We start from the raw sequence: 25,232 nt of genomic DNA, 5'->3' as shown, positions 1-25,232 counted from the left end.
TTTTCAGCTTAATTTTCATGTGTATTTATTTTATTAGTGATTATAATTTCTCTCCATTGCTTGTGATCACTTCTTTGTACCAATCGAAGGATTTTTTCTTTTTACGATCTAATGATCCACTACCATCATCCTGTTTATCAACATAGATAAATCCGTAACGTTTAGAGAATTCACCTGTTGATGCACTTACTAGATCAATACATCCCCAGCTTGTGTATCCCATCAGATTTACTCCATCTTCAATTGCTTCACCCATTGCTTTAATGTGGCTACGTAAATAATCAATTCGGTAGTCATCATTAATTGATCCATCTTCTTCTACTTTATCATAAGCTCCTAAGCCATTTTCAACGACGAATAAAGGAAGCTGGTAGCGATCATACAATTTATTTAATGTAATACGTAATCCTTCTGGATCAATCTCCCAACCCCAATCACTCGCTTTTAAGAATGGGTTTTTCACTCCTTCAAGCAAATTACCAGGCGTTACTTCAAATCCAGATTTATCTTTTACTTGTGTAAGAGACATATAATAACTTAATGCAATATAATCAACTGTATGTTCTTTAATTAATTCTAAATCACCTTCACGAATATCTAAGTTGACATTATGTTCTTTAAAGAAACGTTTCGCAAATGCTGGATATTCACCACGAACTTGAACATCACCACAGAAATAATTAAAAATACGTTCTTCTTGTAATGCATACATAACATTTTCAGGATTACTATCATAAGAATAAACAGGAGCAGATAACAGCATACAACCAATCGTAGCATCTGGAATCATTTCATGGCATGCTTTTACAGCAATACTGCTTGCGACAAATTGATGATGAAACGCTTGGAAAATCGATTGATATTTGTCTTCTTCCTTTTCAATCGAAAAGCCCATGCTCATAATCGGGAAATGTAGAGCACTGTTTATTTCGTTAAATGTCATCCAGTATTTTACTTTATCTTTATAACGAGCAAAAATAGCTTTCACATATCGTTCAAAGAAAGGTACCACTTCACGACTTCTCCATCCACCATATTGCTTTACTAATGTTAAAGGCATTTCATAGTGTGAAATCGTGACAACTGGCTCAATTCCGCGCTTGTGTAATTCATCAAATACACGATCATAGAAATCAAGGCCCTCTTCATTTGGTTCTAGTTCATCTCCATTAGGGAAAATTCGTGACCAAGCAATCGACATACGATATGCTTTGAATCCCATTTCTGCAAACAACGCGATATCTTCTTTATAACGGTGATAAAAGTCAATCGCTTCATGATTTGGGTAGCTATATTTATCATGATCAATCTCAAAATCAAATCCTGGATTAGCTAATATACCTAATCTTTCTTTTCCACCTGGAAGAACGTCTGCAATATTTAAGCCTTTGTTTCCTTCGTGATAGCCACCTTCAATTTGGTTTGCTGCTGTTGCTCCCCCCCATAAAAAGCCTTCTGGAAATTGATTAGTTGAATTTGTCATGTGATTTTCCTCCTAAAATGTATGTAGTAAGAAAGGAAAAGTATCCCCTTCTATTTAAACAATAAGTGTTAATAAATCTTCGTTAGTTTCAATAGTTCTTTTGTTTTTATTTACATTTAAAATCTCAATATAACGATCTGTATTTGTAATAATGATAGGAGTGATAATATCAAAGCCTGCTTCTTGAATTTTTTCTTTATCAAACTTTACTAGAAGTTGACCTTGAGTGATAGTATCTCCTGATTGTACTAGTGGTGTGAAATGCTCTCCATTTAGTTGAACAGTATCAATTCCAATGTGAATTAAGATTTCTGCTCCATCATTAGAAGTAATTCCGATCGCATGACCTGTAGGAAAAACTGCTGTTACGGTTCCATTTACTGGTGATACAACTTCGCCCTTTGAAGGAATAATCGCAATTCCTTTACCCATTGCTTCAGAAGAAAATGCAGCATCACTAACTTCAGATAACTCTTTTACTTCTCCTGTTAATGGGCTTACAAGTATTTCTCTTTTTGTTAAAGCATCAGACTGTTCATCATTTGGAGTAATAATTTCATGATCGCTATTCTCTTTCTTTTTATTTTCAAAGCCTAAGAATATTGTTAATAGAGCTCCTAAAATGAAAGCAGTAAACGCACCTACGATAAATAAACTCATTGGTGAATATGCTGGGATAGCAAGGAAGCTTGGGAAAGCAAATACCATAGCTTTTGAACCAAGTAAACCATTTATTGCGCCACCAATTGCACCGGCAATAATAACATAAACAAGTGTCTTTCTATAACGAAGGATAATACCATATAGTATTGGCTCTGTTACACCAGCTAATGCTCCAGGAAGCATTGTTGATCCTGCTAATGCTTTGAGTTGTTTGTCTTTGGCTTTCATAAATATTGCAAATGCTATACCAATTTGTGCAAAAGGTGCTGCAGCTAACATAGGAGCAAGTGGATCTCCACCAGCACCAAGGTTTTGTAGGATAATTGGAACAAGACCCCAATGTAATCCTAATAATGTCAAGAATGTCCAACCAGCACCCATAACAGCACCAGTTAATAAACCACTTCGTTCAGATAAAAATTCGATACCTACACCAATTCCATTACCAACATACGTACCAAATGGACCAAACAGTAAAACAGTTAACGGTACAATGACAACTAATGAAATCATCGGAACTAAGAACATTTGAATATCTTTGTGAATCATTTTCTTTAGTGCTTTTTCTAATGCAGCATAAATACAAACGGCAATAAACACCGGAAATACTGTTGAAGAGTAATCAACAACGATCGCTGGAATTCCTAGGAAAGAAGCTGGATTTCCAATTAAACCAGTTAAATTAGGCTCTAGTAAAGCTGCCCCAATCGTCCCACCAACATATGGATTAGCTCCTAATCTGATAGAAAGTGTAATTCCTAGAAATATTGGTAGAAAGAAGAATACAGCGTTTCCAGCAGCAGACAAGATGAAATACGTGCTGCTTTCAGCTGATAACCATCCTACCATTACTAAAACGGTTAATAACGCTTTTAGCATACCTGCCCCAGCAAGTGCTCCTATTAATGGTGAAAAGCTTCGTGAAATTACATCAAAAATTTGTGAAGGAATGGATCCCTTTGATTCTTCTGAGGAGTTTCCATTATTAATATTGGTATTCTTCAAGATTTCTTTAAAAACTTCTGACACATGTGAACCAATAACAACTTGGAATTGACCGCCACCTTGAACGACGCTAAGTACACCTTCATTATTTTCTAGTTCATTTTTATTAGCTTTTTTTATGTCTTTTAGTGTAAATCTTAAGCGAGTTGCACAGTGGACAAGGCTTGAAATATTTTCTTCTCCACCAACGTTTTGCACGATATCTTTTGCTAATTTTTCGTACTTCATTGTTTTTTCCTCCTCTAGGTTGTGTTTTCTGTTTAATTACAGATAATGTAAATTTAAATTTAAAATACAATGGTTCTAATATGATGGTTCTATTAACTTAGTTGTTGATTTCCGTTACAGGTATTCGCTTTCCGCGGGTGTTCCGGAAGCCTCCTCGGCGCTAGCGCCTGTGGGGTCTCCCATTGACACACTTCTCCCGCAGGAGTCTCATACCTTTCACTACAATCAACAAAGTGGTTTAAATTAACGTTAAATACTAACAAAACCAAGAGATAATAGATTCAATTAACAATAGTTACTTACTATATTTTGGCAAAAATAAAAACCTAAACTGATCTCTTCTAGTTTTGAAAAGATTAGTTTAGGTTTTGCCTAATAAAAGTAACAATCCTAATAAATTATTGAATTATTTTATAACTCTTTGGATGTGAATCGTTAGGTAGAGCATTTCTTCTTCTGTTAATTCATAGCGATATTGTTTTTCAACAAAGCGTTTGATTTTCTCTGTACATTGATAGGCTTTTGGATACTTGTCTTTAATCACATTTAACAAGTCATCTTCATTGTTATTTTTATAATGAGTGCCTTTTACTAATCGATGTGCAAAGAATTTCAGATGAGTGATAAAGCGATAATAGTTTAAGGAATTTTCATCAAATTCCATTTTAAGATGATATTTAACAATGGATAAAATGTCTTGCATCACCTTTGTCATATCCATGATGTTCGACATGTCTTCATTTAGTTGAGCATTCACAATATGGAGCGCAATAAATGCAGCTTCATCCTCGGGTAAAATCACATTAAATTGATCACAAATCATATTCAATGCTTCTAGCCCGATTTCGAACTCTTCTTTATAAAGATGTTTTGTTTCCCATAGTAATGCATTTTTAATCGGTAAGTTATCTTTGTGACGCTCTATAGCAAAATGGATATGATCTGTTAAAGAGATATAAATACTATCGTTAAGCTTCTTACCAAGCTGTAATTTAGCATACTGGATTATTTTTTCAGAGGTTTCCATATATTCAATAGGTATATATGAAATTAATGTTTTGAATTTACTTGTTAGGTCCTCACCTTCCAAAATAAAGACTTTTTCTACTTGTTCTTCGTTTACATCATCACCGGCACGTTTATTAAAAGCAATACCACGGCCCATGACAATCACTTCTTGTTTGTCTTTTTCTGAGATTACGACATTGTTATTTAGTATCTTTGCAATCTTCATTTAATCACCCCCGAAGAGTCAAAAAAAGACAAAACCCTCCCTGTGTAACAAGGACTCGGTTTTGCCTGATTTAACAGTAACAATCCGTACTATATTAACTTTGAGTTGATTATACTACATGATTTTTTTATGTGCAACCCCTTTCTTCTTGGCTTGGTTGTTGTAAATATATCCAGCATCAAATGATTTTAAATAGAAATAGTTTATGAATGCATTTATATCTCATTACAAATAGAAGGATATGACTGAAAAAGCAAAAGCTATGATAAAAGTTATAACGTACAATTATGAATAAAATGGTTCTTATTCTCACTTTCATTTAATCTCTAATAAATTTTTAAAACGATGTCACATCTAACCACCCTTAGTCGTCTTGAGTTATGAAATAATAAAAGGAGGTTATCTCATGACTCAAAAATGGGATGTTGTCATTGTTGGTGGTGGATTGGCAGGTTATGTCGCAGCTAATCTTTTAAGTAGAACAAACTTATCTATATTATTATTAGAGAAAGGCAAAAGTGTTGGTGGAAGAGCTAGAACAAACAAGATGAAACAACAATTTTTTAATTTAGGTCCTCACGCCCTTAATAAAAAAGGAATAGCAAAGTCTTTTCTCGAAGAATTAGGAGTTACTCTTAATGGAAAATCCCCCAAATTAGATGGTGTTTTAATTGAAGACAATATCGAATATGTTGCTCCATTTTCACCTTTAGGTCTTTTTACGACTAAGCTTTTGAATTGGAAAGAACGTATCGAATGGATGTCAGTTTTACTGAAAATGATGAAGATAAACCCTGAAAAATTGGCAGATCAAACGTTCCAACAATGGGCTAAAGACGTAACACAATCTAAAAAAGTTGAATCAATACTATATACACTTGGAAGACTTGCTACCTATTGTCATGCTCATGAATTGGTAAGTGCAAAAGTAGTGGTATCGAATCTGCAAATTGCTATGGGAGGCGTACTTTATTTAGATGGTGGCTGGCAAATGATTGTTGACCAACTTCACAATAAAGCAATCGTTTCAGGTGTTCAGGTTCAATCACAAGCTCTTGTAAAAAAAATAAAACCTATAGAACAAGATGAATTTAAATTGATTCTCTCTACTAACGAAGAAATTCTCGGGAAGTATGTCATTTGTACAACTGGTCCTCATGAACTAAGTGAAATGTTAATTGAAGAAGGTAATTATGAACAAAACAGCGTATATAACCAACTAACACCTGTAAAAGGCGCAACATTGGATATTGCTTTAACACAGCTACCAAACCCAAAGGTATTGTTCGCTATGGGTATTTCTGATCCCCTCTATTATTCTGTGCATTCACATTATGCCCGCCTCTCTGATGATGCAAAAAGTGCTGTTCTTTATGTATTTAAATATCATCATCATGATGAGCATATAGATGGAGCAATTGTTCAAACTGAGCTTGAACACTTTTTAGATAACCTGCAGCCAGGTTGGCAGCAATATGTCATCACAAAACGTTTTCTGCCTAACATTACGGTTAATCAACGTTTACCTCAAATAGGTGATGAGAATATGTTGAACCGTCTTAAAACAAAAATTCCAGGATTATATATTGCAGGAGATTGGGCTTCTCCAGACTCCATTTTGGCAGACGGCGCAGTTAGCAGCGCAAAAGATGCAGCAGAAGATCTAATTTTAAACGAAAAGAGGAAAAATAGTGCAAATTAGTAATGAGGAGTATAAACAATATAAACCATTGTTGTTTTCATTAGGTTACAGGCTGTTGGGTTCAGTCATAGAAACAGAAGATATTATGCAAGAAACTTTTTTAAAAGCGTTCGAAATAAATGAACAAAACATAGATAATAAAAAAGCGTATCTTTGCAAAATGATGACCAACCGCTGTCTTGATGTACTAAAGTCAGCTCGATACAAACGAGAACAATATGTAGGTCCTTGGAATCCTGAGCCACTATTACTAGAGAAATTGCATACCTTTGATCCATCTGAAAAAATGATACAAAATGAAGGATTAAGTATTGCATATTTACGGATGATGGAGCATTTGACACCAGATGAACGAGCAGTCCTCCTGTTAAGAGAGGTATTTGATTTCCCATACTCAGAGATTGCTAACATCATAGAAAAGAAAGATGAAAACTGTAGAAAGATTTTTAGCAGAGCTAAGCAAAAGATCTCCCTTGTTGAAGGTGAAAGCTTAAACTATGAGAAGAATAAGTCATTGATTAATCGTTTTATAGAAGCGTTTCAAATGCAAAATATGGATGCTTTATTAGAACTTATATCAGAAAATGTCACACTATATTCCGATGGCGGAGGAAAAGTTAATGCTGCTGTTCGTCCAATTGTTTCCCTTCCTAACGTCTTGGCATTATTATTCGGTATCCTAAAAAAGGCTCCAGAAGACTCTTATTTTGAAATTAAAAATGTCAATGGTCAACCTGCAATCATCATTTATATGAATGGAACACTTCAGAGCATCCTTAGTTTTTATATTTGTGATAACAAAATTAACGAAATCTATATAACGATGAATCCTGATAAGTTGCCTATTTTATAGAGATAAACGATTTAATAAAATCAGGGCTAGCCATAGTCCTGATTTTTAGAGTTGGTTAACTATTAAAAATGAGGCCGTTCTACATAAGTACATTTATTTGTACTTATGAACAGCCTCGTTTTATATCTACTTATAAATTAATCGGCTTATCTAAAAACACCTGTTGATCTCATTATTGTCTTTCCTACATTCCTCACTTAACATTGTTTATTAACAATCTTTAATGCTTGAAAGTTTAAATTATTTATTTTAATAACAGTCTTAAATTTTGATAGTAGTTATTAAATGGGGTGATTAATCACCACCACCACCATCTCCTCCGCCGGAATCTCCACCACCATCATAGCCTGAATCCGAAGATGACCAGAACCAATTACCACCACCGGTATCTGATCTTGAGGCTGCTCTCTTATATTTTTTCCGCTTATAGATTGCTTCTTTTTTTTGTTCAGGAGTCATTGTTTGAAATCTAATAAACCTAAAAATCCCTCTAATAGCTAAATAAATAATCTGAATAACCTTAAATCCTATAAAACCTATAACAAATCCTCCTATGATCGTTCCTATGACAGACCCAATTTGTTCAGCCATTTCTTTCCCCCTAACAATAATCTATAAAATATTTATATTTACATCGTATCTTCATAGAAAGTAAATTAAGTCTAATCCTCAATTACCTGGCTAGGTGATTTATAATATCCAATAAAATCTACATATTATAAATACCATAAACATCCAGTTAAATATACAATTTAAAAGATGATTGTTAAATAAAGAAACTTTTTACTTAGAAGTGGTCTTTGTCTATAGTAAGAAAATAACAAATTATATTGTGCGAAATAGGTGAAATGACTTATGCATTGAGAAGTTAAATATAAGAAGATTGATATTATCGTGGAATATAATTCTCTTTAATAAGTTAGTTTAAAAAGGGTATACCCCTTAGCACACCCTTTTTTTAGAGATTTTATTCTTTTACTTGGTTGAGGATTCTGAACATTTTTCTTTTTAATTCTTTTTTCTTTCAGATGACGACAATAGTACATCAAAAACACATCCCAAGTAATACTAACGCATATTTATACACAGAGTTCTTCTGTTTCCATTATTTCATTGACTCTAGATAGAACTTGTTCTTCATCTTCACCCTGAGCAATTATTTTAATGGTTTCTCCTTTAGGAATTCCTAGGGACAACACTCCCAAAATTGATTTCAAATCTACTTGTTTTCCTTTGCACTCAAGGATTACTTCTGAAGAAAATGGTGGAACTACTTGAACTAATAATGTTGCTGGTCCTGCATGAATTCCAGAATCATTTGTCACTGTTTATAATTTTTCAATCATTTTATTCCTCCGTTTATTAGTTTTTAATGAATAAAGGCTGTTTTAGAATACATTGTTGCTTATAAATACTTAAGAAATCAGCATTTTATGAAGTCTAGTGGCATATTTTCTTCATAAAATAGGAGCCTTTCTACGAAAATACACTGTTTTCTAGTACATATTTTTTGGTTAAATAGTAACATTCTTTCAGAAAAAAGCCTTAATAATAGAAAATCATCTTAATTCACTTACTTTCTAGTTTAAAAATTTATCCTAAAGGTATAACTTAAACTTATTTTTTCTAACAATGTAGAATAATTTACTTTTGTATAATCTGTTACATCTACTTCATATAATTCTCCTAATTCGAACAAGTGATATCCTCTTGTTTTACATCTTGTTATAAACTCTTCATAAGTTAACAAATGATCTGCATTGCTTCTATCAGATAATTGGTCCCCTTTTTTGTATTTTGTTACAATATGACTCAAATGCCTTGTAGACTCCATATCTCGTTTCTTTTGTCTTTCAAACAATACATTTAGATCTGCAACCAATCTAATGGTTATAACTTTATAGTTATATCTTTCTGCAAAATTCTGAATATAAGGTTTTTGTTTTTGACTAAAGGGATAATCTGAAATCATATTTGTACTTTCTTGCATTTTCTGTTCCATTATCTCGTAATATTTCGTCCATGCTATTTTTTCAATCTCTTGCTTTTCTTCTAAGTTATGAAAACCGTATATATCACTAAAATATTCTTTCAAGTCATCCTGAGACAGTTCAAAAAATGACCCTAGCTTATTCTTTATAACATTACTTAAATAGGTTTTACCAGTTCCTGGTAAACCAGCTAATAAGATTAAGACTTTATCCATTCGATCACCTCATGTTTTAACGAATAAAGAAAGAGTACTAGGAATTCCCCCGTACTCTTTCTTTTTCAACCCAACAAAAGACTTATTTCAAAATTATTTTTGTTTTACTTTAATAAAATAGTACGGTCTTCCTTATTCATGAAAATGTCAATTTTATGTTTTACGATTTCTTTGACTGCCTGATTACATGGAATAATATTATGTCGTAAAGATTTTGTTTCTTTTGTTTCTCTGAATGTTTCTTTTGCCGTTTTTGTCCATGCTACCAACAATTCGGTTCCAACATTAAATTTACGAATACCGTTATTAATTAATTCATGTATATCCATTTCATTTACACCTGTCCCTCCATGAATAACTAGAGGTACATCTACTACATCATTTATTTCTTTTAGTAGTGGTATGTTAACTTCTGTTTTAGATTTATATTGTCCATGATTTGTACCAATTGCAACAGCAAGTGCGTCAACCCCTGTTGCTTTGACAAACTCTGCGGCATCTTTAGGGTCAGTGTAAACCTTATCATTCTCAGCTACGTGAATTCCTTCTTCCGTTCCACCAATCGTTCCTAATTCCCCTTCTACTGAAACACCGTAGTGATGTGCATATTCTACTACTGCTCTTGTTTTCATGATGTTTTCTTTGAAGGGTAAATGAGATCCATCAAACATCACTGACGTATACCCTTTTTTGATCGCCTCTTTAATATCATCAAAGTCTCTTGCATGATCTAGGTGTAATACCACATCTACCATTTCATTAGAAGCCATTGATTTACAAACAGCAACAAAGTTTTCATGGCCTATATATTTTGCAGTATCAATACTTGTTTGAATAATAATTGGTGCTCCAAGCTCTTTTGCTGCACGTATCATATCTGGTAACATCTCTAAATTATGTGCATTAAATGAACCAACTGTATAATTCAATTCTTCAGCTCTACGTGTTACTTCTTTTAATGTTATAAACATAATCTATTACTCTCCCTTTATATGAATGATTTATTTTCCCTTTACCGAACACCACGTGTTACTTCTTTTGAAACTTGCATCATTTGATCCATTTTCTTTAAATAGATTTGTAATAACTCTTCATCCTGCATTTTTGCTGCTTCTGCTCTCTTCTTGTTATATAGTTTTAATAAAGTTTTGTACCCATCACCTAATGACTTTTTAGACTCAATACTATTCTCTAACATTTCAATAGCATCATCTTCTTCACCCAGTTCATTAAAAGCTAAGCCAATCTCTTCATATATTTTCGCTTGTTCTTCTGAATTTTTTTGATTCACCTGATCTTTTTTAATAGAAATGGTACGTAATAACTCTTCTTTTCTTTCTTGTGTCAACAGTACCTCTTCCTTTGTTTCACTTGGAAATTCCTTCATTTTCTTCTTACCGAATCCAAACATTCCTTAAAACCTCCTTATCTCTAAACAAATCTTAGAAAGCTTTGATAAGTGGACCAATGAGCCATGCATATAATAAAGCAGCTGTTACAGTATCAACATCTGTAGCTGTTGCATTTACAAATCCCATAGTATTGAAAGTCGTGACTAAAAGTGCTGGTAATAATGTAATGAAGAATCCATGTACAATACCACCTATAACTGCTCCGCGAAGGCCACCTGTTAAATTTCCAAATATACCGGCAGTACCTCCTGCGAAGAAGGCTGTAAGCATTCCTGGTAAGATCATGGCTAATCCAAATACAGGTAGAACAAACATCGCAATAATCGAACCTATCGTCGTTGTAATAAAACCTACAATAACGGCATTAGGACTAAAAGGAAATAATACCGGGCAATCTAATGCTGGCTTTGCATTCGGAACCAAACGCATCGCAATTCCTCTAAATGCCGGTACAATTTCTCCTAGTAATAAGCGAACACCGGCTAATAATACATACACTCCAACGACGAATTGAATAGATTGTAAGAAAGCAAACATTAAATAATGCGTATCTCCTGATAATGTGGAAGCGAACTCAGATCCTGCAAATGCTGCTGTAATAATAAAAAGCGGCGTCATTACTACCATTAAAGATAGATAAGTGTCTTGTAAGAATTCAAATTGTGCTGGTAATTTTAAATCCTCAACAGATCTTTTCTTTTCTCCCTTACCTCCAAAGATCTTTGCCACACCTGCTTCAAAAACATATCCAATTGTACAAAAATGTCCTAAAGCAATATCATCCATGCCAGTTATTTTTCGTACAAATGGTTGTGCAATTGCAGGCATAGCAACCGCAAAGATACCACCGATGAAACCACCTACTAAAATCAATGCAGTACCACGTAAGCCTGCAAAGTATCCAAAGACTGTTGTCATTGTAGCCATCCAAAGAATAGCCTGACCAGTTAAAAAGATATATTTCCATTTCGTAAACCGTGCAATAAGAATATTAAAAACAAAGATTGCTAAAAAAGTTAGTGCGATATCACGGCCCAAACCCAAGTCATTCATCGCTTGACCATTAATTGCTTCAATGGAAGGAATAATTCCTTGCATATCGAAGCCTTCTGTAAAAATCTTACCGAAATAGATTAAACTACCAACAATAATGCTAGAACCTGCTGATAATACCATAAAGCCTAACATCGTCTTTAACGATCCAGAAGTAACTTGACCTGCTGATTTCTTTTGTAAAATTAACCCCAACATAGCAATCAAAGCAATCGTGACAGAAGCCTGTGTTAAAATATTATCGATAATAAAGTTTACAACACTCATTTTTTAGCCCCCTTCTCTAGATAGAATCTCTAAAAATCTTTATGCTAATATACCTTTATCCTTCAAAACAGGTGTGACCTTTTCTTCAATTTCCTTTTTTGATACAATATTTTTCAAATAAACAATTGTCGTTTGTTTAGGATCTACTGAAAATTTTTCAAATTGCGATTTGAAATTTTGTGCCGTAATAATAATATCTGGTTTCATTGAAACAGCAGAAGAAATATCACTATGATCTAACATTGCGTTGATCCCTAACTTGTTTAAAACATCCTCCGCAGCCATTTGACAGGCAAAACTACTACCTAAACCTGCACCACATACAAATAATATATTTACTTTTTTCATTTCACTCTCTCCTCTTTTCAAAATTTATAGGTTCTATTAAAACTTTAGTTCATCACTCTCGATCTCTTCATTTCCATATAACACCTCATTAAAACTGTTTAGATCGTTTGCTAAAATTAAATTGTTTAATTTCTGTTCATCATTAATTAGCTCAAGTAGATTTTTCATAACATTTAAATGTGAATATGAATCCACTGCAGCTAGACAAAAAACAATTTTCACTGGATCATTCTCTGGATTTCCGAAAATCACCGGTTCCTTTAATGTCATAACACTAACACCTAATTTATTTACACCATCCTCAGGTCTTGCGTGTGCTAGAGCTAAGTGCTTACCTACCACAATATAAGGACCAAAATCTTCCACAGATTTAATCATTGCGTTTATATATCGTTCTTCAATAACCTCATCTGAGAATAACGGTTGAGCCGATTTTGTTATCGCTTCTTTCCAATCGTTACATTCTTGATTTAATAAAATGTTGGAATCCTTTAAAATATCCTGTAACATCGGCTGTATCTCCCTTGTATTAATTTTTAAATGATGTTCTTTGAAAGTCTTTTCTACTTTTTGATAGCTATCCTTTGTTACTCTGCCACCACTTTCTACAATTACGTTTAAAATATCCTGCATCAGCTGTGTAGCATCTACTATATTAGATACAGTTCTTCTCATATTTATATTTTTGTGTAGAAAATCTTTAATTTCTTTTTTATCACTATCTCTTAATATAGGATTAAGAACTAATACTGGTTTTCTTGGATAATTAATGGTAATTGTCGTAAAAACCAAATCAACATCGAGCTTATCAATAAAGCCTAGCTCATAGGTACTTAATACGGCGACAATTTCAATATTGAATTGCTCTTTCAGATTAGCAGCCAAAAGTTTCCCTGTTGAAATTCCATGATTACAAAGTACAACAGCTTGATAGACATGGTGTTCTTTCTGTTTAATTTGGATTGCAGAAGTTGAAAAATAAACGGTCAAGAACCCAATTTCATCATCGGATAATGGTATTTTAATGTAACTTTCTATTTGCTTTCTAAAGCTATTAACTGCCTGATAAATCTCAGCATAAGATTCTTTAATTGTTTCTTTCAACGGATTAAACACTTGCAAATCGTTCTTCGACCTGCTTAATAGGCCTATGATATGCTTATATAACCCTTCATATAAATCTTCTTCTCTCTTAGAAAATGGAATGTTCGTCTTTTTTTCAACATGTTCGATTAATTGAATAGCTAATAATTGTGCGGTAACCCAATCGAACGAATTATTCATATCTTTTGGATTAAATGATTCGATTGTAAAGTTCACATATTTAATTTCATTTACTGATGGAAATAAGCCGAGCTCTATACAGATCGAATCTATTAAATTTCTGACAGAACCTTCTTTTATAGCCGTCCGAACTTTACCCAATTCACTAAGTGTATTTCCTTCTTGCAGCCTTCGTATCCAAATAGCTAAAAATAGAATGCTTTGATTTCGATATACATGATTAATCTCTATTACGGACTTTTTCATGATATTGTCATACTGCTTCCCAATTATCCTCAATACACGACTATCCAAATATTCCAAGACAAATTGATCTACAAACTTACTTACTCCATCTTTCTCTCGGTATCCCATTAGATAATCGATATCTGTCATACTATTAATCACGTCATATAGCATTGAACGTATTGATCGTTCATCACCTTTTAATACGATCCCTTGCTTAGTTAAACTGACTACAAAAATTCCATATTTCTTTAAATAGTGACGCAGTTTCCTCATATCTTCATCCATTGTACTTTTCGATACCTGAAGAATTTCTTCCATTTCATAAAGTAATGTTGTTTTCGTGTTATCTGATATTTCCAAAAGTAAAGCTAGAAAGCGTTCATTCGGACTATAATAATTTGATTCTTTGCTATCACCAATTCTAGAGATGAGTTCTTCCCTATCTTTATCAGACAGTGCTAACTTCAAACCTCTTCCTCTAGTCGATGCAATGATTGGATATTTATTTTCAACTAGATAGTTATTAATGAGTGTCAATTCATTTCGAAAAGTACGCTCACTAATATTGAATTCTTTACTTAAATCCTTACAAGTCAAGAAGGTATTTACTGATAAAAATCTGGTTAATACTCGTTGAGTCCGTTCTTTCATCTAAGTAACTCCTTTCTTAATTTCATTATAAGTCGGAATTTTCTAATAGTTTAGTGTATCTTTTTGCAACTTGAAATTGCAATAATGTAAGCGTTAACAACTTTAGACATATAAAGTATTTAATTAGTTTTATTTGTTGAATAATGTAGAATCAAAAAGAATAAAAGCTTCAATCCCTTAATTACCAAGGAATTGGAGCTTCTCTGCTTCTCTTTTTGAAAAATTCCTAGAGAATCGAACTCCTAACATTTTAAGTAAAAATTAGCTTCTATTATTTAATTTCACTAGGTTTTATATATAATACTCAATACTTAAAATGATCCAATCTCGCAAAAAATTCGAGTAGAAACTGATAAAACATCTTTTCTGTTGGTAATAATACTCGATCTTTAGGAGTAATAACCCCAACTGTTCTAGTAACATTTGGTTCTTCTACTGGTATCTTCACTGTTGATCTTGGCAAGCTATCGACTAATGTCACTTCAGGCATGAGGGTAACACCTAAGCCTGCTGAAACAAGACCCTTTAACGCATCAATATCATCACCCTCAAAAGCAACATGTGGGGTGAAACCAAGGTTTTGACATGCTTTTACAACAATATCTCGAAATACAAAGCCTTGTGGCAATAAAACGAAAGGTTCATCTATTAGCTCTAATAGTTTTATTGAAGATTTTTTTGCCAGTTTATGATTAATTGGCAATAGAGCTACGATATTTTCAGTAAATAGTGCTTTACGATTTAATTTCTTTTCTTCAAGAGGCAGTGGTCCCATCAAGGCAAGATTAAAATCTCCTTTAATAACACCTTCAATTAAGTCACGATAAAGTGCTTGTTTTAGCTGAAATTTGGCTTCAGGATAACGCAATCTAAATGCATAAATCACAGTAGGTAATGTATAAGCTGCTAAACTAATTGGAAACGCAATACGGATTGTCCCTTTTTCCGGATCTAAATATTCTTCAACTTCACGTCTTGCATCATCCATCACATTCATCGCGTGTTTCATCCGCTCATAAAATATTTTACCTATAGGTGTTAAATGAACCCTTCTTCCTTCTCTTATGAACAAATCGACTCCAAGTTCACTTTCTAAATTAACAATTTGTCTGCTTACAGAAGATTGTGCAACATGTAAAGCATCTGCTGCTTCTGTTACATGTTCACGAATGGCAACTTCCATAAAATAACGAATTTGTCTAAAATCCAATGTCTTATCCTCCAATTTAATTAATGCAAAAAACGCATTAATATTATCGTTTCTTTATATTGATTCGATCGTTTGTTTAATTATAAAATATTCCATAATAACAATTCTGTAAATATAAAAATAAAAATGAGGAGAGTAAAATATGAAAACAATTGAAAACAAGCAAGAATTATATACAGAAAGTGTCCACCATTATGTTAATCGTGTATTTGAAACAGTAAAAAAACGCAATCCGAATGAAAACGAGTTCCATCAAGCAGTTAAAGAAGTATTTGATTCTTTGATACCTGTTCTTGTTAAGAATCCTTACTATATTAAGCAAGGTATCCTTGAAACAATCGTTGAACCTGAAAGAGTGATCTCATTTCGTGTTCCTTGGGTTGATGATGAAGGTAATGTAAAGGTGAACCGTGGATTTCGTGTTCAATATAACAGTGCAATAGGACCTTATAAAGGAGGATTAAGATTTCACCCCTCTGTAAATGCCAGTATTATTAAGTTTTTAGGCTTTGAACAAATTTTTAAAAACTCATTAACTGGTCAACCAATTGGCGGAGGTAAAGGTGGTGCTGATTTTGATCCTAAAGGAAAATCAGATCGAGAAATTATGCGTTTTTGTCAAAGCTTTATGACAGAGCTTAGTAAATATATCGGACCTAATACAGATGTTCCAGCAGGTGATATTGGTGTTGGCGCTAGAGAAATTGGCTATTTGTTTGGTCAATATAAAAAAATGCGTGGCGGCTATGAAGCTGGCGTTTTAACTGGAAAAGGCATTGGTTATGGAGGAAGCTTAGCTCGTAAAGAAGCAACAGGATATGGAACTGTATATTTTGTAGAAGAAATGTTAAAAGACCAAAATTTAAGCTTTAAAGGAAGAACAGTTGTTGTTTCAGGCTCAGGAAATGTATCAATTTATGCTATGGAAAAAGCGGCTCAGCTAGGAGCTAAAGTTGTAGCATGCAGTGACTCCAATGGCTATATTTATGACAAAAATGGAATCAATTTAGAAACTGTTAAGCGCATTAAAGAAGTGGAAAAGAAACGAATAAGTGCTTATGTAACAGATCACCCAGAAGCGATCTATACAGAAAATTGTCTTGGCATTTGGAGCGTACCTTGTGACATTGCCTTACCTTGCGCAACACAAAATGAAATTGATTCAGCTTCTGCAAAGATGTTAGTTTCAAATGGTGTAAAAGCTGTTGGCGAAGGAGCAAATATGCCTTCAACATTAGAAGCTGTAGAAATTTTCTTAGAAAATAACGTTTTATTTGCCCCAGCTAAAGCGGCAAATGCTGGCGGAGTTTCTGTTTCAGCATTAGAAATGTCTCAAAATAGCTCAAGACTATCTTGGACATTTGAGGAAGTTGATAGCAAATTACAAACCATTATGAAAAATATCTATCAAAATAGTAAAAAAGCAGCTAGCGAATATGGAGCTCCAGGTAATTTTGTCGTTGGAGCGAATATTGCTGGATTTGTTAAAGTAGCAGATGCCATGATTGAGCAAGGAGTAATTTGATTTAGGGTTATTTACTATTAATATGTAGTTAATTTCTTAAATAAATATTTCACCATATATTCTTTGAAGCCTTTCTCTTTTTCTTGCAGGAAGAGAGAAAGGCAATATTTTTTTGGTGAGTTTTATGTTAAGGTATTTTATCCTGATTAGGTGTAATCAACTTATTTCTCTAAATAATCAACTAGTGCATCCAAATCTTTTGCACAGGCCTTCTTAAACATTCCTGCCATCATTTTACCGAACAATTTAGTTATACCAGTAAGGCCGTGGATCTCACCTTTTAATGTAATCTCTGTTTTATCTTCTATCGAAGTAAGTAAATATGTATACAAATATTCGCCTTTGCCTGTTGTACCTTTTGTTCCATCACAGCGAAGCACAATTTTATTAGGTTCATGAAGTTCAACTACTTCAAAATATTCAGAAGCTTCTTTGCCATACATTTTCCTTGTTTCCTTCCACTCGCTTTTCACTTGCACAGGACCATCATCTAAGCGAGTAATTTCCACTAATCCTTGCATCCAGTTCTTAGCAGCATCAAGTTCAAGCAAACCTTTGTAAGCTTTTTGTATAGATACATCAGTTGTTTTTTTTACTTCAAAATTAATACTCAACATTCACCCCTCCTTAACTCAATATTGTTATCGAAAGCATATAAGTATAATAACAGCTAAATTAGTATGAAACCATCGCACCTCTTTCATCAAAAACAGCTGATGGATTCCACGCAACTTCCCAAAGATTATTTTCAGGATCGGCAAAATACGCTGTTCTACCTCCCCAAAAGGCTTCACTTGGTTGTCTTAGAATTTTCCCACCAACAGAGCGAACTTCTTCAATCGTCGCATCAACTTCTTCTGAAGAATCAACATTGATAGCAAACGTAACTCCACGGAATTGCTCTGGATGATGAGCGATTTCTACTCCAGCATCCTTCGCTAGCTCTTCAATAGGAAAAATCGAAAACATCACGCCTGCAGTTTTAAATGCTGCATAGTTATCTGAACTAAATTCTGTTTCTTCCCAACCTAATTTTTGGTAAAAAGAACGAAGCAAAGGCAAATTATAAGCCCCAATTGTTAACAAACTTACACGTTGTAACACCATAACTGTAACCTCCTAAAATAATTAAGTACGGTTACCTTTCTATAGTAGAAACAATTATTCCTGCTACTGTTTAACATAAACAATAATTTTATCTCTAAGATCTATATGTGAAAAAATTATATTGTTTTTCCATTTTTCTTCGCGTCTGCATCCAAGCCTGATCCAATGGCTATTCCAATACACATGCCAATTGGTAAACCTAAAGCAATATTATCAAATATCGTTAATCCAAACATAACACCGATACTTATTCCCACTGAAATAAACACACTAAGATAATATCCTTCTGGTAAAAGCTTATGATTTTTTTGAAGATGTGAGTAAGCTTCACGAATGAGCTTTTTATGTTGCTTATAATCAGATTCTTGGAGATGCTTGTTCTTATCAAGAATTTGGTTATAATGATTTTCAAATTCTACTAATTGCTGCTCACATTCTTGGCAATCACTTGCTAACGTGCCTAACTTATCGAGAACTCTTTCAGATTTATTTAAATCAAGCTTTGTATTTATCTTTTTGTTATCAATTCTTTTTAACTCATTTATTGTTGCTTTTATCTTTTCAACATGTTGCTTCATAGTAATAACCTCCAAATGAAAACCTTCTACAGTTATTTACGAAACAAGAGTGAAAAAGTTTCAAGTAGAAAAAAACAGTTCAGCACATTTTATGTACTGAACTGTTTTAGAAGTTTTTTTCAAAACAATATTATTCTTACTCTTTTATACCTGTGTAAATAGCAACAGCATCTCTTAAAAACTGGGCTGTACCAGGCTGATTTTTATCATAATAAGCAGTAAACCTTTCATCATCTACATACATTTGTGCAACACCTGCATGTGCTTCTTTACTATAAGTTGGCCAATAAAATGTTAGCCACTGTTTATGCAATTGGGCCGCTTTTTGTGCTAATTCTCCTGCAGGATCACCGGTTTTCATAGCCTCAGTTAATGTTTCCATCAATTCATTTTCAATCTTCACCGATTCCTCATACTTTTCTTTGGGCATATTCATGAAATTTTCATTGTATTTATTAATGGTTTCTTCCCCATATTTTTCACGGATTTCTTTTCCGAATTGATCTTCATTTTCGTTTAGAGCTCTTCTCTTAAAACCTTCAAATTTTTCACTATCAGTCATGGTTATTCTCCCTTCACTTTGTGCGATGGTTTTTTCCACGTTTTCAATTAGTAGATCTAATTGGCTACGTTTATCAAGGAGACGTTCCTTATGCTCCTTTAACGCTCTAGAAAAGTCAAAGGAAGGATCAGTTATGATGTCTTTTATTTGATTTAGCTGTAATCCTAGCTCACGGTAAAAGAGAATTTGTTGCATAAGATTGACTTCATATTGTCCATAAATTCGGTATCCTGATGAGTTGATTCTCGCCGGCTTAAGAATACCAAGCTCATCATAATACCGTAATGTTCTCGTACTAACTCCCGCGATTTCTGCTAGCTTTTGGATTGTATATTCCATCTTCTAAACCTCCTTGATAACTTTACTTTACACATTTACGTTGCCTGAAGGTCAATAGGTTATTTTCAGTTTTTTTACTTAACTTGTGAGCATTCTGTAATAGTATTTTACATCTTGAAAGGTTGTAGTTAATTCAAAATATGCATCTGACGAAATATAGAGTGAAATAAAAGCTGCTAAAGCGATTATTGGTCCCGGTTGTTTTAACAACTTTCTATTTTTCTTCATTAAAATGAATAAGGTGAAAGCAACAATTAGAAAGTATCCTAATGTAATACTTAACGTGACTAATGTTAATTCACTTTCATTAACTGCCATTCTAAAATTCTCTAAGGTATCTTTGTTATGTGTATCTTCTTTAATTATATATCTCTCTTCTTTATATTTGATCTCCCATGTATATGTATCTTTTTCTTTTATTACGATATATTCATAACCCAAAACATTTTCCTCACCAATAATGCCTGAATAGTCCTGTTTTTCTTCTTCATTTCCAGAACAAGCAGTTAGTATGAATAACAAAGGTACTAGTAAAATCAAGATGTAAGTTCTCATTTTATTCCTCACTTTTTTAGGGTACTGTGAAGCCGTTCCAATTCCTTATTTATATTCGTTTTTACTGATCTTTTCTGGAATGATGTTATTATCAGTATCAGATAATTCAAAAGAAAAAGACAGTGGTGAAGTGATATCTTCTCTACTGCCTTTTAAATCCCTCTATTTCAAATTCTACATTGTACACTCTTTTGTTTAGTACTTCCGTTTTGTCATCAACATGTTTAGTCATTTTTTCTGTGGAGGTACCTAGATTTTCAATTAAGTTTTTCTGTCATTTTTGTTGCCCAATTTCTAACCTTTCTTGTCCTGTTTTAGATCTACAACGTCTGTTTTTAGAGCACCAACATCTGCATTCAGATCTCTAACATCTGTCTTTAAAACACCAACATCTGTTTTTATGTCTTTCAGCTCACTTAAAATCTGTTTTAATATATCCTCCACAGTATTTATCTCCGCTCAAGATATTCCATATACTTAATTATATCATCAATATAATATTTAACTATGAAAAATAATGACATTGGAGTCACAGATATTATAAATCCTGAATTTATCGCACGATTTGTGCTGTAGATACATTACATTCACGTTATAACCTAAATAAGACTCATAAACCTGAATGCTTCTTCAAGTTAATGAATTCAATAAATAAATGAAGTAATTGAAGAGCTCAATTTCTCTATCTTGATTTGTAGAGAAGTTAGAATTTTTAACTTGGATATTCCTTATAGTTAACATTCGGTAATAGTACTCGACATCATTTAATGTTGAACTTAATTCAAACGATTGACTTACAGTAATTTAAATTGAAATACAAGGAATTACAACTAAAGTTACTCCTAGTTATTTTATTCACTTTCTATTTTTAAAACATATAATCATGGCGATTATAACAGCAAATAGAGAATATATTAATGAAATAGCTAACGTTACCATTGTTCCACCTTTTACTTCAACGATAAGAAGTCTGTAACGAAAATAAACAACAATGTAGCACCTACAAATAACAAAAGAGGCTGACAAAAATATGTCAGCCTCTTTTCATTTAGTTTACTCTTTTAATTCTTCCTTCAGGTTTGTAGTCAAGTGAAGAAGGTAAACTCTTCACGTAATCAACTGTAGCATCAAGATCTACTGGACCCACTTCCATGCTTGAAGAAAGTTTTCCAAAACTAGTGTTAAGATTACCGTACATATAGTTATTTACCACCACTGTGTATTCTTTTGTTGGATCAATTGGAGTGCCATCAGGTAAAAAGATATCAACGACTTTACCTGTTTTAGTTTGATCATCAAATGTGTATGTGTAGTTGAAGCCAGAAATATGATAATCAAGACCTCTTGCGGAAATTTGTTCATCAAGAATCATTCTTAAATCATCACCACTAAGGGTAGCTTTATTTAATACATTACCAAATGGTTGTACCGCGAATAAGTCACCGAATGTGATTTCACCAGCTTCTAGAGGTGCACGAACTCCACCACCATTCATCAGAGCAAAGTCAGCGTCCATTGCTTTTTTCATGCCATCAGCGATCAGGTTACCAAGACCAAGGTCGCCATACTCTGTTGCAATCGTTGGATAGCCTTTTTCAAGGGTAGATACAGACTGACCAACTACCTGTGCTTTGATTGGTTCAACTTTTTCTATATATTTCTTCATAATGGTAAACACTGCTGGATCTGGTGAATACTTGTCATGATAAACGGTTTTGATTTCTGCTTCTTTTTTATAAATATCTCCTGTAAACGGATCAATTTCAAGATCAACATCGGAGAAAGCCGTGCCATAAGAATAGGCTTGGACAATCAATTTATTATCTACCACTCTATTAACTCTTACATGGTTATGAGCGGCAAAGATCACATCAACTTCATCATTGATTTGTTCAGCAATTCTGCTTGCGTCAAAGGAATCAGTATAACCATTTTGACTAGCAGGGTTATGAGCTAGAACAACAATTGATTCTACATCCTGTGCTTTTAATTCTGCCGTATATTTATTAATTGCAGCTACTTCATCTGTAATTTTTAGAAATTCGTTTCCTTTTGTCACAATCATAGAGGGAGTTTCTTGTGTTACAACTCCAATAATACCAATCTTTTGACCACCAGTTTCTAATATTGTATAAGGTTCAGTGATTAGCTGTCCGTCTCGCATATCATAGGCATTAGCTGCTACAAGCGGAAAGTTCATTCCGTCATACCCAATGCTACCATTTGGGTGAACTCCACCATTTATCATACGCTTTAGCTCATCGATTCCTTCATCGAACTCATGATTTCCTAATGTTCCAGCATCAAAGCCAATCTCTTCTAAAACTTCAATTGTTGGCTCATCTTGGAAAAGAGCTGAAACTAAAGGACTACCACCAATCATGTCACCAGCATGAACGATAAGTGTATTTGGATTTGTTGCTTCTTCCGCTTTAAGAGCAGCTGCTGTATATTCAATTTTCCCAGCGTATGCTTCACCTACTTTTGTAGCGGTATCTAATTGACCATGTAAATCATTTAACCCTAAAAGTTGAACTTTTATTCCACGGTTTAAATCAATATGAAAAATACCAAATCCTTTATCATCCTTTTGTCCAGTATAAGAAAATGGGCTTCCCTCTGAAATGTATTGATTTGCATTAGGTGACGTTTTAAAAGTAACATTCACATCACTTGAGATTGGTGCAATTGACCAGTTTTTATCAGCAGTTGGAGTAATTTCTTTTTCTTCAGAAATATAATCCATTAAAATTTGGCGGTTTTCATCAGCTGAATCTACTACTAATTCACTACCTTTTAAACCAGGGAAATTCCCTCCACCACCAGCACGATAGTTGTTCGTTACCACAACAAATTCTTGTTCTGGATCGATTGGTTCACCATTGTATTCTAAGTTAACAACGCGGCTTGAGTCAGGATTAGCAATACTCCCTTTTGAATCATATTTAGCCGGCTTAGTTACATCAATTTTGTACTCAACTCCATCAATCACGTCAAAGTTATACACTGGGAAAGAAGAATTTAATAATTCTTGTTCTTCTGTTTTAGTTTCATCAATTGTATTAAACTTGCCAGCTGACATTTCGATCCATTCCTTCACAACAGAACCCTTTACTTTGACAGCTTTTAATGTGTTGTCATAAAGATATAAATCACCAGCACTACGGATGGTTAAATCACCTTTTTTGATCTCTGTATATTCCTCAACACCATTACGCCCTGCTTTAAATGGTGCACCAACTGATAAAATTGGTAGGTCTTTTAATTCAGGCTTATTTAATGAAATGTATTTTTCTACATACCATTTTTGTGCATTTGTTACAACCTGGATCGAAGGATCATCTTGGACTAGAGCAAAATAGCTGTAAATATCATCTGTTGTTGTACCAATTGGTGTATTCACATACTTTATCGTATCTTCATGTACACCTTTTACAGATTTGACAATTTCTTGGTCTGCTTCAACTACTGAAGCATCTCTAGTAGAAGATTGAGATTCAGCAACTTCCCATTTTCCTTTTATCTTTTGAAGAGTAAGATCAATGATTCCAAGTGATCCACCGCCATATCCTGCTTGAACAGCAGCCACACCATTAATAGTACCTTCTTTATTATCTACTCCAGGTAACGGTTTTCCATCAGAGCCTTTAAAAAGTGAATCAAGGCTAGATTCATCTTTAGCAGGGAATGTTTTATGAGTATGTGAGAATGTGATCGCATCAATATCATCGACTTTACTTAAACCATAAACAGTATCTTCTGTGTTATCTTCATTACCACTAAAACCAGAATGAGCTAATGCGATAACAACATCTGCCCCTTTTTCCTTCATTTGAGGAACAAATTTTTCAGCGCTTTCAATAATGTTTTTTGTTATCACCTTGCCATCAAGGTTAGCTTTGTCCCATTCATTAATTTGTGGAGGAACAAAACCAATATATCCTATTTTTATAACCTTTGTTTTGCCATCTTCATCTTTTACTTTTTTATTAACGATTTTATAAGGGCTATATTTATTAACATCATTTGAAGGATTATTATCATGGTCATCGATATATACATTTGCATTTACATAAGGAAATTCAGCATCATCATACACTTCATCTAAGTAGTCTAGACCATAGTTGAATTCATGGTTACCAAGTGTAGCCATGTCATAGTCCATGATATTCATTGCTTCAATCGCTGGATGTACCTCGCCGTCCTCTAATGGATCGATCTTAGCTTTATAAGTGCCAAGAGGAGTACCCTGAATGAGGTCACCATTGTCTACAAGAACCGAATTTTCTGCTTCTTTTCTTGCTTGTTTCACAAGTGTTGCTGTTTTTGCTAGTCCCAGCTTAGGAGCTTCAGCATTTTTGTAATAATCGAAGTTTAATAGGTTCGTATGAATGTCTGTTGTTTCCATAATTCGAAGCTCTACTTGTGATTGAACCTTAGAAGTAGTAGGCTTTGCTGCATTTACAACGCTTGTCATAAACGGGGTTGATAACAAACAAATTGCCAGTGTACTAGTCAAAATCTTCTTACCTTTAAGCTTGCTTTGCAACTTCATTCGATCCATCCATCCTTTAATTTTTTTATGAGATAAAATCTCTAAAGCTAAATATAGCAGAATTATTTTGTAATAGTTTAATACTTTTGAATAATGATTATATTTTACTATCATAATTTTTTTCGTGTAAAAATAAGTAGTTCTAGATACTTATCATTTACGTTTTATAACAAGGGTAATCTGG

The 25,232-nt window shown here is 33.5% G+C and carries 22 protein-coding genes and 1 pseudogene; 4 read left to right on the top strand and 19 right to left on the bottom strand.

Annotation, left to right across the window (positions count from 1 at the left end; translation table 11 throughout):
* Positions 1-40: 40 nt before the first annotated feature.
* The 3 genes from LC076_RS14265 to licT all read right to left on the bottom strand — a co-directional run bounded on the left by LC076_RS14265 (position 41) and on the right by licT (position 4,613).
* Entirely contained in the window at positions 41-1,483 is a 1,443-nt protein-coding gene (locus LC076_RS14265) for a glycoside hydrolase family 1 protein (protein WP_226669763.1), read from the bottom strand.
* Positions 1,484-1,537: 54 nt separating this feature from the next.
* Complete coding sequence (locus LC076_RS14260) at positions 1,538-3,379, bottom strand: beta-glucoside-specific PTS transporter subunit IIABC (protein ID WP_226669762.1); 1,842 nt, start codon at positions 3,377-3,379, stop codon at positions 1,538-1,540.
* Between the two features lie 406 nt (positions 3,380-3,785).
* Positions 3,786-4,613 carry a BglG family transcription antiterminator LicT gene (gene licT / locus LC076_RS14255; RefSeq protein ID WP_146950295.1) on the bottom strand — a complete coding sequence of 276 codons (828 nt, stop codon included), beginning with the start codon at positions 4,611-4,613 and terminating at the stop codon, positions 3,786-3,788.
* A gap of 406 nt (positions 4,614-5,019) precedes the next feature.
* On the opposite strand from licT, the gene LC076_RS14250 reads away from it, so the two are divergent.
* Positions 5,020-6,315, top strand: a complete 1,296-nt coding sequence (locus tag LC076_RS14250; protein ID WP_226669761.1) for a phytoene desaturase family protein — start codon at positions 5,020-5,022, stop codon at positions 6,313-6,315.
* Complete coding sequence (locus LC076_RS14245; RefSeq protein ID WP_226669760.1) at positions 6,305-7,168, top strand: RNA polymerase sigma-70 factor; 864 nt, start codon at positions 6,305-6,307, stop codon at positions 7,166-7,168. Before LC076_RS14250 ends, LC076_RS14245 begins: the two co-directional genes overlap by 11 nt.
* A gap of 294 nt (positions 7,169-7,462) precedes the next feature.
* Here LC076_RS14245 and LC076_RS14240 read toward each other — a convergent pair whose 3' ends face one another.
* The 9 genes from LC076_RS14240 to LC076_RS14200 all read right to left on the bottom strand — a co-directional run bounded on the left by LC076_RS14240 (position 7,463) and on the right by LC076_RS14200 (position 15,827).
* Positions 7,463-7,759, bottom strand: coding sequence for a hypothetical protein (locus LC076_RS14240; protein WP_226669759.1), 297 nt, complete (start codon positions 7,757-7,759; stop codon positions 7,463-7,465).
* Between the two features lie 488 nt (positions 7,760-8,247).
* Entirely contained in the window at positions 8,248-8,493 is a 246-nt protein-coding gene (locus tag LC076_RS14235) for an HPr family phosphocarrier protein (RefSeq protein ID WP_226669758.1), read from the bottom strand.
* 260 nt (positions 8,494-8,753) lie between these two features.
* Complete coding sequence (locus LC076_RS14230) at positions 8,754-9,374, bottom strand: AAA family ATPase (RefSeq protein WP_226669757.1); 621 nt, start codon at positions 9,372-9,374, stop codon at positions 8,754-8,756.
* Between the two features lie 104 nt (positions 9,375-9,478).
* Positions 9,479-10,345, bottom strand: coding sequence for a class II fructose-bisphosphate aldolase (locus LC076_RS14225; RefSeq protein ID WP_226669756.1), 867 nt, complete (start codon positions 10,343-10,345; stop codon positions 9,479-9,481).
* Between the two features lie 41 nt (positions 10,346-10,386).
* Entirely contained in the window at positions 10,387-10,785 is a 399-nt protein-coding gene (locus LC076_RS14220; RefSeq protein WP_226669755.1) for a tetratricopeptide repeat protein, read from the bottom strand.
* Positions 10,786-10,816: 31 nt separating this feature from the next.
* Positions 10,817-12,106: a PTS sugar transporter subunit IIC gene (locus tag LC076_RS14215; protein ID WP_226669754.1), complete on the bottom strand. Its 1,290-nt coding sequence runs from the start codon at positions 12,104-12,106 to the stop codon at positions 10,817-10,819.
* A gap of 39 nt (positions 12,107-12,145) precedes the next feature.
* On the bottom strand, positions 12,146-12,454 hold the full coding sequence (locus LC076_RS14210) for a PTS sugar transporter subunit IIB (RefSeq protein WP_226669753.1): 309 nt from the start codon (positions 12,452-12,454) through the stop codon (positions 12,146-12,148).
* Positions 12,455-12,490: 36 nt separating this feature from the next.
* Positions 12,491-14,617: a BglG family transcription antiterminator gene (locus tag LC076_RS14205; protein WP_226669752.1), complete on the bottom strand. Its 2,127-nt coding sequence runs from the start codon at positions 14,615-14,617 to the stop codon at positions 12,491-12,493.
* A gap of 304 nt (positions 14,618-14,921) precedes the next feature.
* Positions 14,922-15,827 carry a LysR family transcriptional regulator gene (locus LC076_RS14200; protein WP_226669751.1) on the bottom strand — a complete coding sequence of 302 codons (906 nt, stop codon included), beginning with the start codon at positions 15,825-15,827 and terminating at the stop codon, positions 14,922-14,924.
* 142 nt (positions 15,828-15,969) lie between these two features.
* Here LC076_RS14200 and gdhA point away from each other — a divergent pair, with 142 nt between their 5' ends.
* On the top strand, positions 15,970-17,352 hold the full coding sequence (gene gdhA, locus LC076_RS14195; RefSeq protein ID WP_226669750.1) for an NADP-specific glutamate dehydrogenase: 1,383 nt from the start codon (positions 15,970-15,972) through the stop codon (positions 17,350-17,352).
* A 161-nt stretch (positions 17,353-17,513) separates the two neighbouring features.
* On the opposite strand, the gene LC076_RS14190 is transcribed toward gdhA, so the two are convergent.
* The 6 genes from LC076_RS14190 to LC076_RS14165 form a co-directional block, all read right to left on the bottom strand.
* Complete coding sequence (locus tag LC076_RS14190; protein ID WP_226669749.1) at positions 17,514-17,969, bottom strand: SRPBCC family protein; 456 nt, start codon at positions 17,967-17,969, stop codon at positions 17,514-17,516.
* Between the two features lie 58 nt (positions 17,970-18,027).
* Complete coding sequence (locus LC076_RS14185; RefSeq protein WP_226669748.1) at positions 18,028-18,459, bottom strand: VOC family protein; 432 nt, start codon at positions 18,457-18,459, stop codon at positions 18,028-18,030.
* 116 nt (positions 18,460-18,575) lie between these two features.
* Entirely contained in the window at positions 18,576-19,037 is a 462-nt protein-coding gene (locus LC076_RS14180; RefSeq protein WP_226669747.1) for a hypothetical protein, read from the bottom strand.
* Positions 19,038-19,173: 136 nt separating this feature from the next.
* Positions 19,174-19,938: a MerR family transcriptional regulator gene (locus LC076_RS14175; RefSeq protein WP_226669746.1), complete on the bottom strand. Its 765-nt coding sequence runs from the start codon at positions 19,936-19,938 to the stop codon at positions 19,174-19,176.
* A gap of 78 nt (positions 19,939-20,016) precedes the next feature.
* Positions 20,017-20,493, bottom strand: coding sequence for a hypothetical protein (locus LC076_RS14170; protein WP_226669745.1), 477 nt, complete (start codon positions 20,491-20,493; stop codon positions 20,017-20,019).
* Positions 20,494-20,787: 294 nt separating this feature from the next.
* On the bottom strand, positions 20,788-20,937 hold the full coding sequence (locus LC076_RS14165; RefSeq protein WP_226669744.1) for a hypothetical protein: 150 nt from the start codon (positions 20,935-20,937) through the stop codon (positions 20,788-20,790).
* Positions 20,938-21,056: 119 nt separating this feature from the next.
* On the opposite strand from LC076_RS14165, the pseudogene LC076_RS14160 reads away from it, so the two are divergent.
* Positions 21,057-21,152, top strand: a pseudogene (locus tag LC076_RS14160) (glutamine amidotransferase); the annotation flags it as partial.
* 389 nt (positions 21,153-21,541) lie between these two features.
* Here LC076_RS14160 and LC076_RS14155 read toward each other — a convergent pair.
* Positions 21,542-25,048, bottom strand: coding sequence for a bifunctional 2',3'-cyclic-nucleotide 2'-phosphodiesterase/3'-nucleotidase (locus LC076_RS14155; RefSeq protein ID WP_226669743.1), 3,507 nt, complete (start codon positions 25,046-25,048; stop codon positions 21,542-21,544).
* Positions 25,049-25,232 lie beyond the last annotated feature (184 nt).

It is taken from the genome of Metabacillus litoralis, assembly GCF_020524045.1.
Taxonomy (GTDB): domain Bacteria; phylum Bacillota; class Bacilli; order Bacillales; family Bacillaceae; genus Metabacillus; species Metabacillus litoralis_C.
Note: the sequence above shows the minus strand (reverse complement) of the source record. Positions and strands in the feature narration are given on the sequence as shown.

Coding starts and splice junctions, on each gene's coding strand:
- LC076_RS14240 (WP_226669759.1), bottom strand. CDS start 7,759: ATGGCTGAACAAATTGGGTCTGTCATAGGAACGATCATAGGAGGATTT.
- LC076_RS14170 (WP_226669745.1), bottom strand. CDS start 20,493: ATGAGAACTTACATCTTGATTTTACTAGTACCTTTGTTATTCATACTA.
- LC076_RS14190 (WP_226669749.1), bottom strand. CDS start 17,969: ATGTTGAGTATTAATTTTGAAGTAAAAAAAACAACTGATGTATCTATA.
- LC076_RS14220 (WP_226669755.1), bottom strand. CDS start 10,785: ATGTTTGGATTCGGTAAGAAGAAAATGAAGGAATTTCCAAGTGAAACA.
- LC076_RS14185 (WP_226669748.1), bottom strand. CDS start 18,459: ATGGTGTTACAACGTGTAAGTTTGTTAACAATTGGGGCTTATAATTTG.
- LC076_RS14265 (WP_226669763.1), bottom strand. CDS start 1,483: ATGACAAATTCAACTAATCAATTTCCAGAAGGCTTTTTATGGGGGGGA.
- LC076_RS14260 (WP_226669762.1), bottom strand. CDS start 3,379: ATGAAGTACGAAAAATTAGCAAAAGATATCGTGCAAAACGTTGGTGGA.
- LC076_RS14205 (WP_226669752.1), bottom strand. CDS start 14,617: ATGAAAGAACGGACTCAACGAGTATTAACCAGATTTTTATCAGTAAAT.
- LC076_RS14175 (WP_226669746.1), bottom strand. CDS start 19,938: ATGGAATATACAATCCAAAAGCTAGCAGAAATCGCGGGAGTTAGTACG.
- LC076_RS14215 (WP_226669754.1), bottom strand. CDS start 12,106: ATGAGTGTTGTAAACTTTATTATCGATAATATTTTAACACAGGCTTCT.
- gdhA (WP_226669750.1), top strand. CDS start 15,970: ATGAAAACAATTGAAAACAAGCAAGAATTATATACAGAAAGTGTCCAC.
- LC076_RS14230 (WP_226669757.1), bottom strand. CDS start 9,374: ATGGATAAAGTCTTAATCTTATTAGCTGGTTTACCAGGAACTGGTAAA.
- LC076_RS14180 (WP_226669747.1), bottom strand. CDS start 19,037: ATGAAGCAACATGTTGAAAAGATAAAAGCAACAATAAATGAGTTAAAA.
- LC076_RS14250 (WP_226669761.1), top strand. CDS start 5,020: ATGACTCAAAAATGGGATGTTGTCATTGTTGGTGGTGGATTGGCAGGT.
- LC076_RS14210 (WP_226669753.1), bottom strand. CDS start 12,454: ATGAAAAAAGTAAATATATTATTTGTATGTGGTGCAGGTTTAGGTAGT.
- licT (WP_146950295.1), bottom strand. CDS start 4,613: ATGAAGATTGCAAAGATACTAAATAACAATGTCGTAATCTCAGAAAAA.
- LC076_RS14155 (WP_226669743.1), bottom strand. CDS start 25,048: ATGAAGTTGCAAAGCAAGCTTAAAGGTAAGAAGATTTTGACTAGTACA.
- LC076_RS14225 (WP_226669756.1), bottom strand. CDS start 10,345: ATGTTTATAACATTAAAAGAAGTAACACGTAGAGCTGAAGAATTGAAT.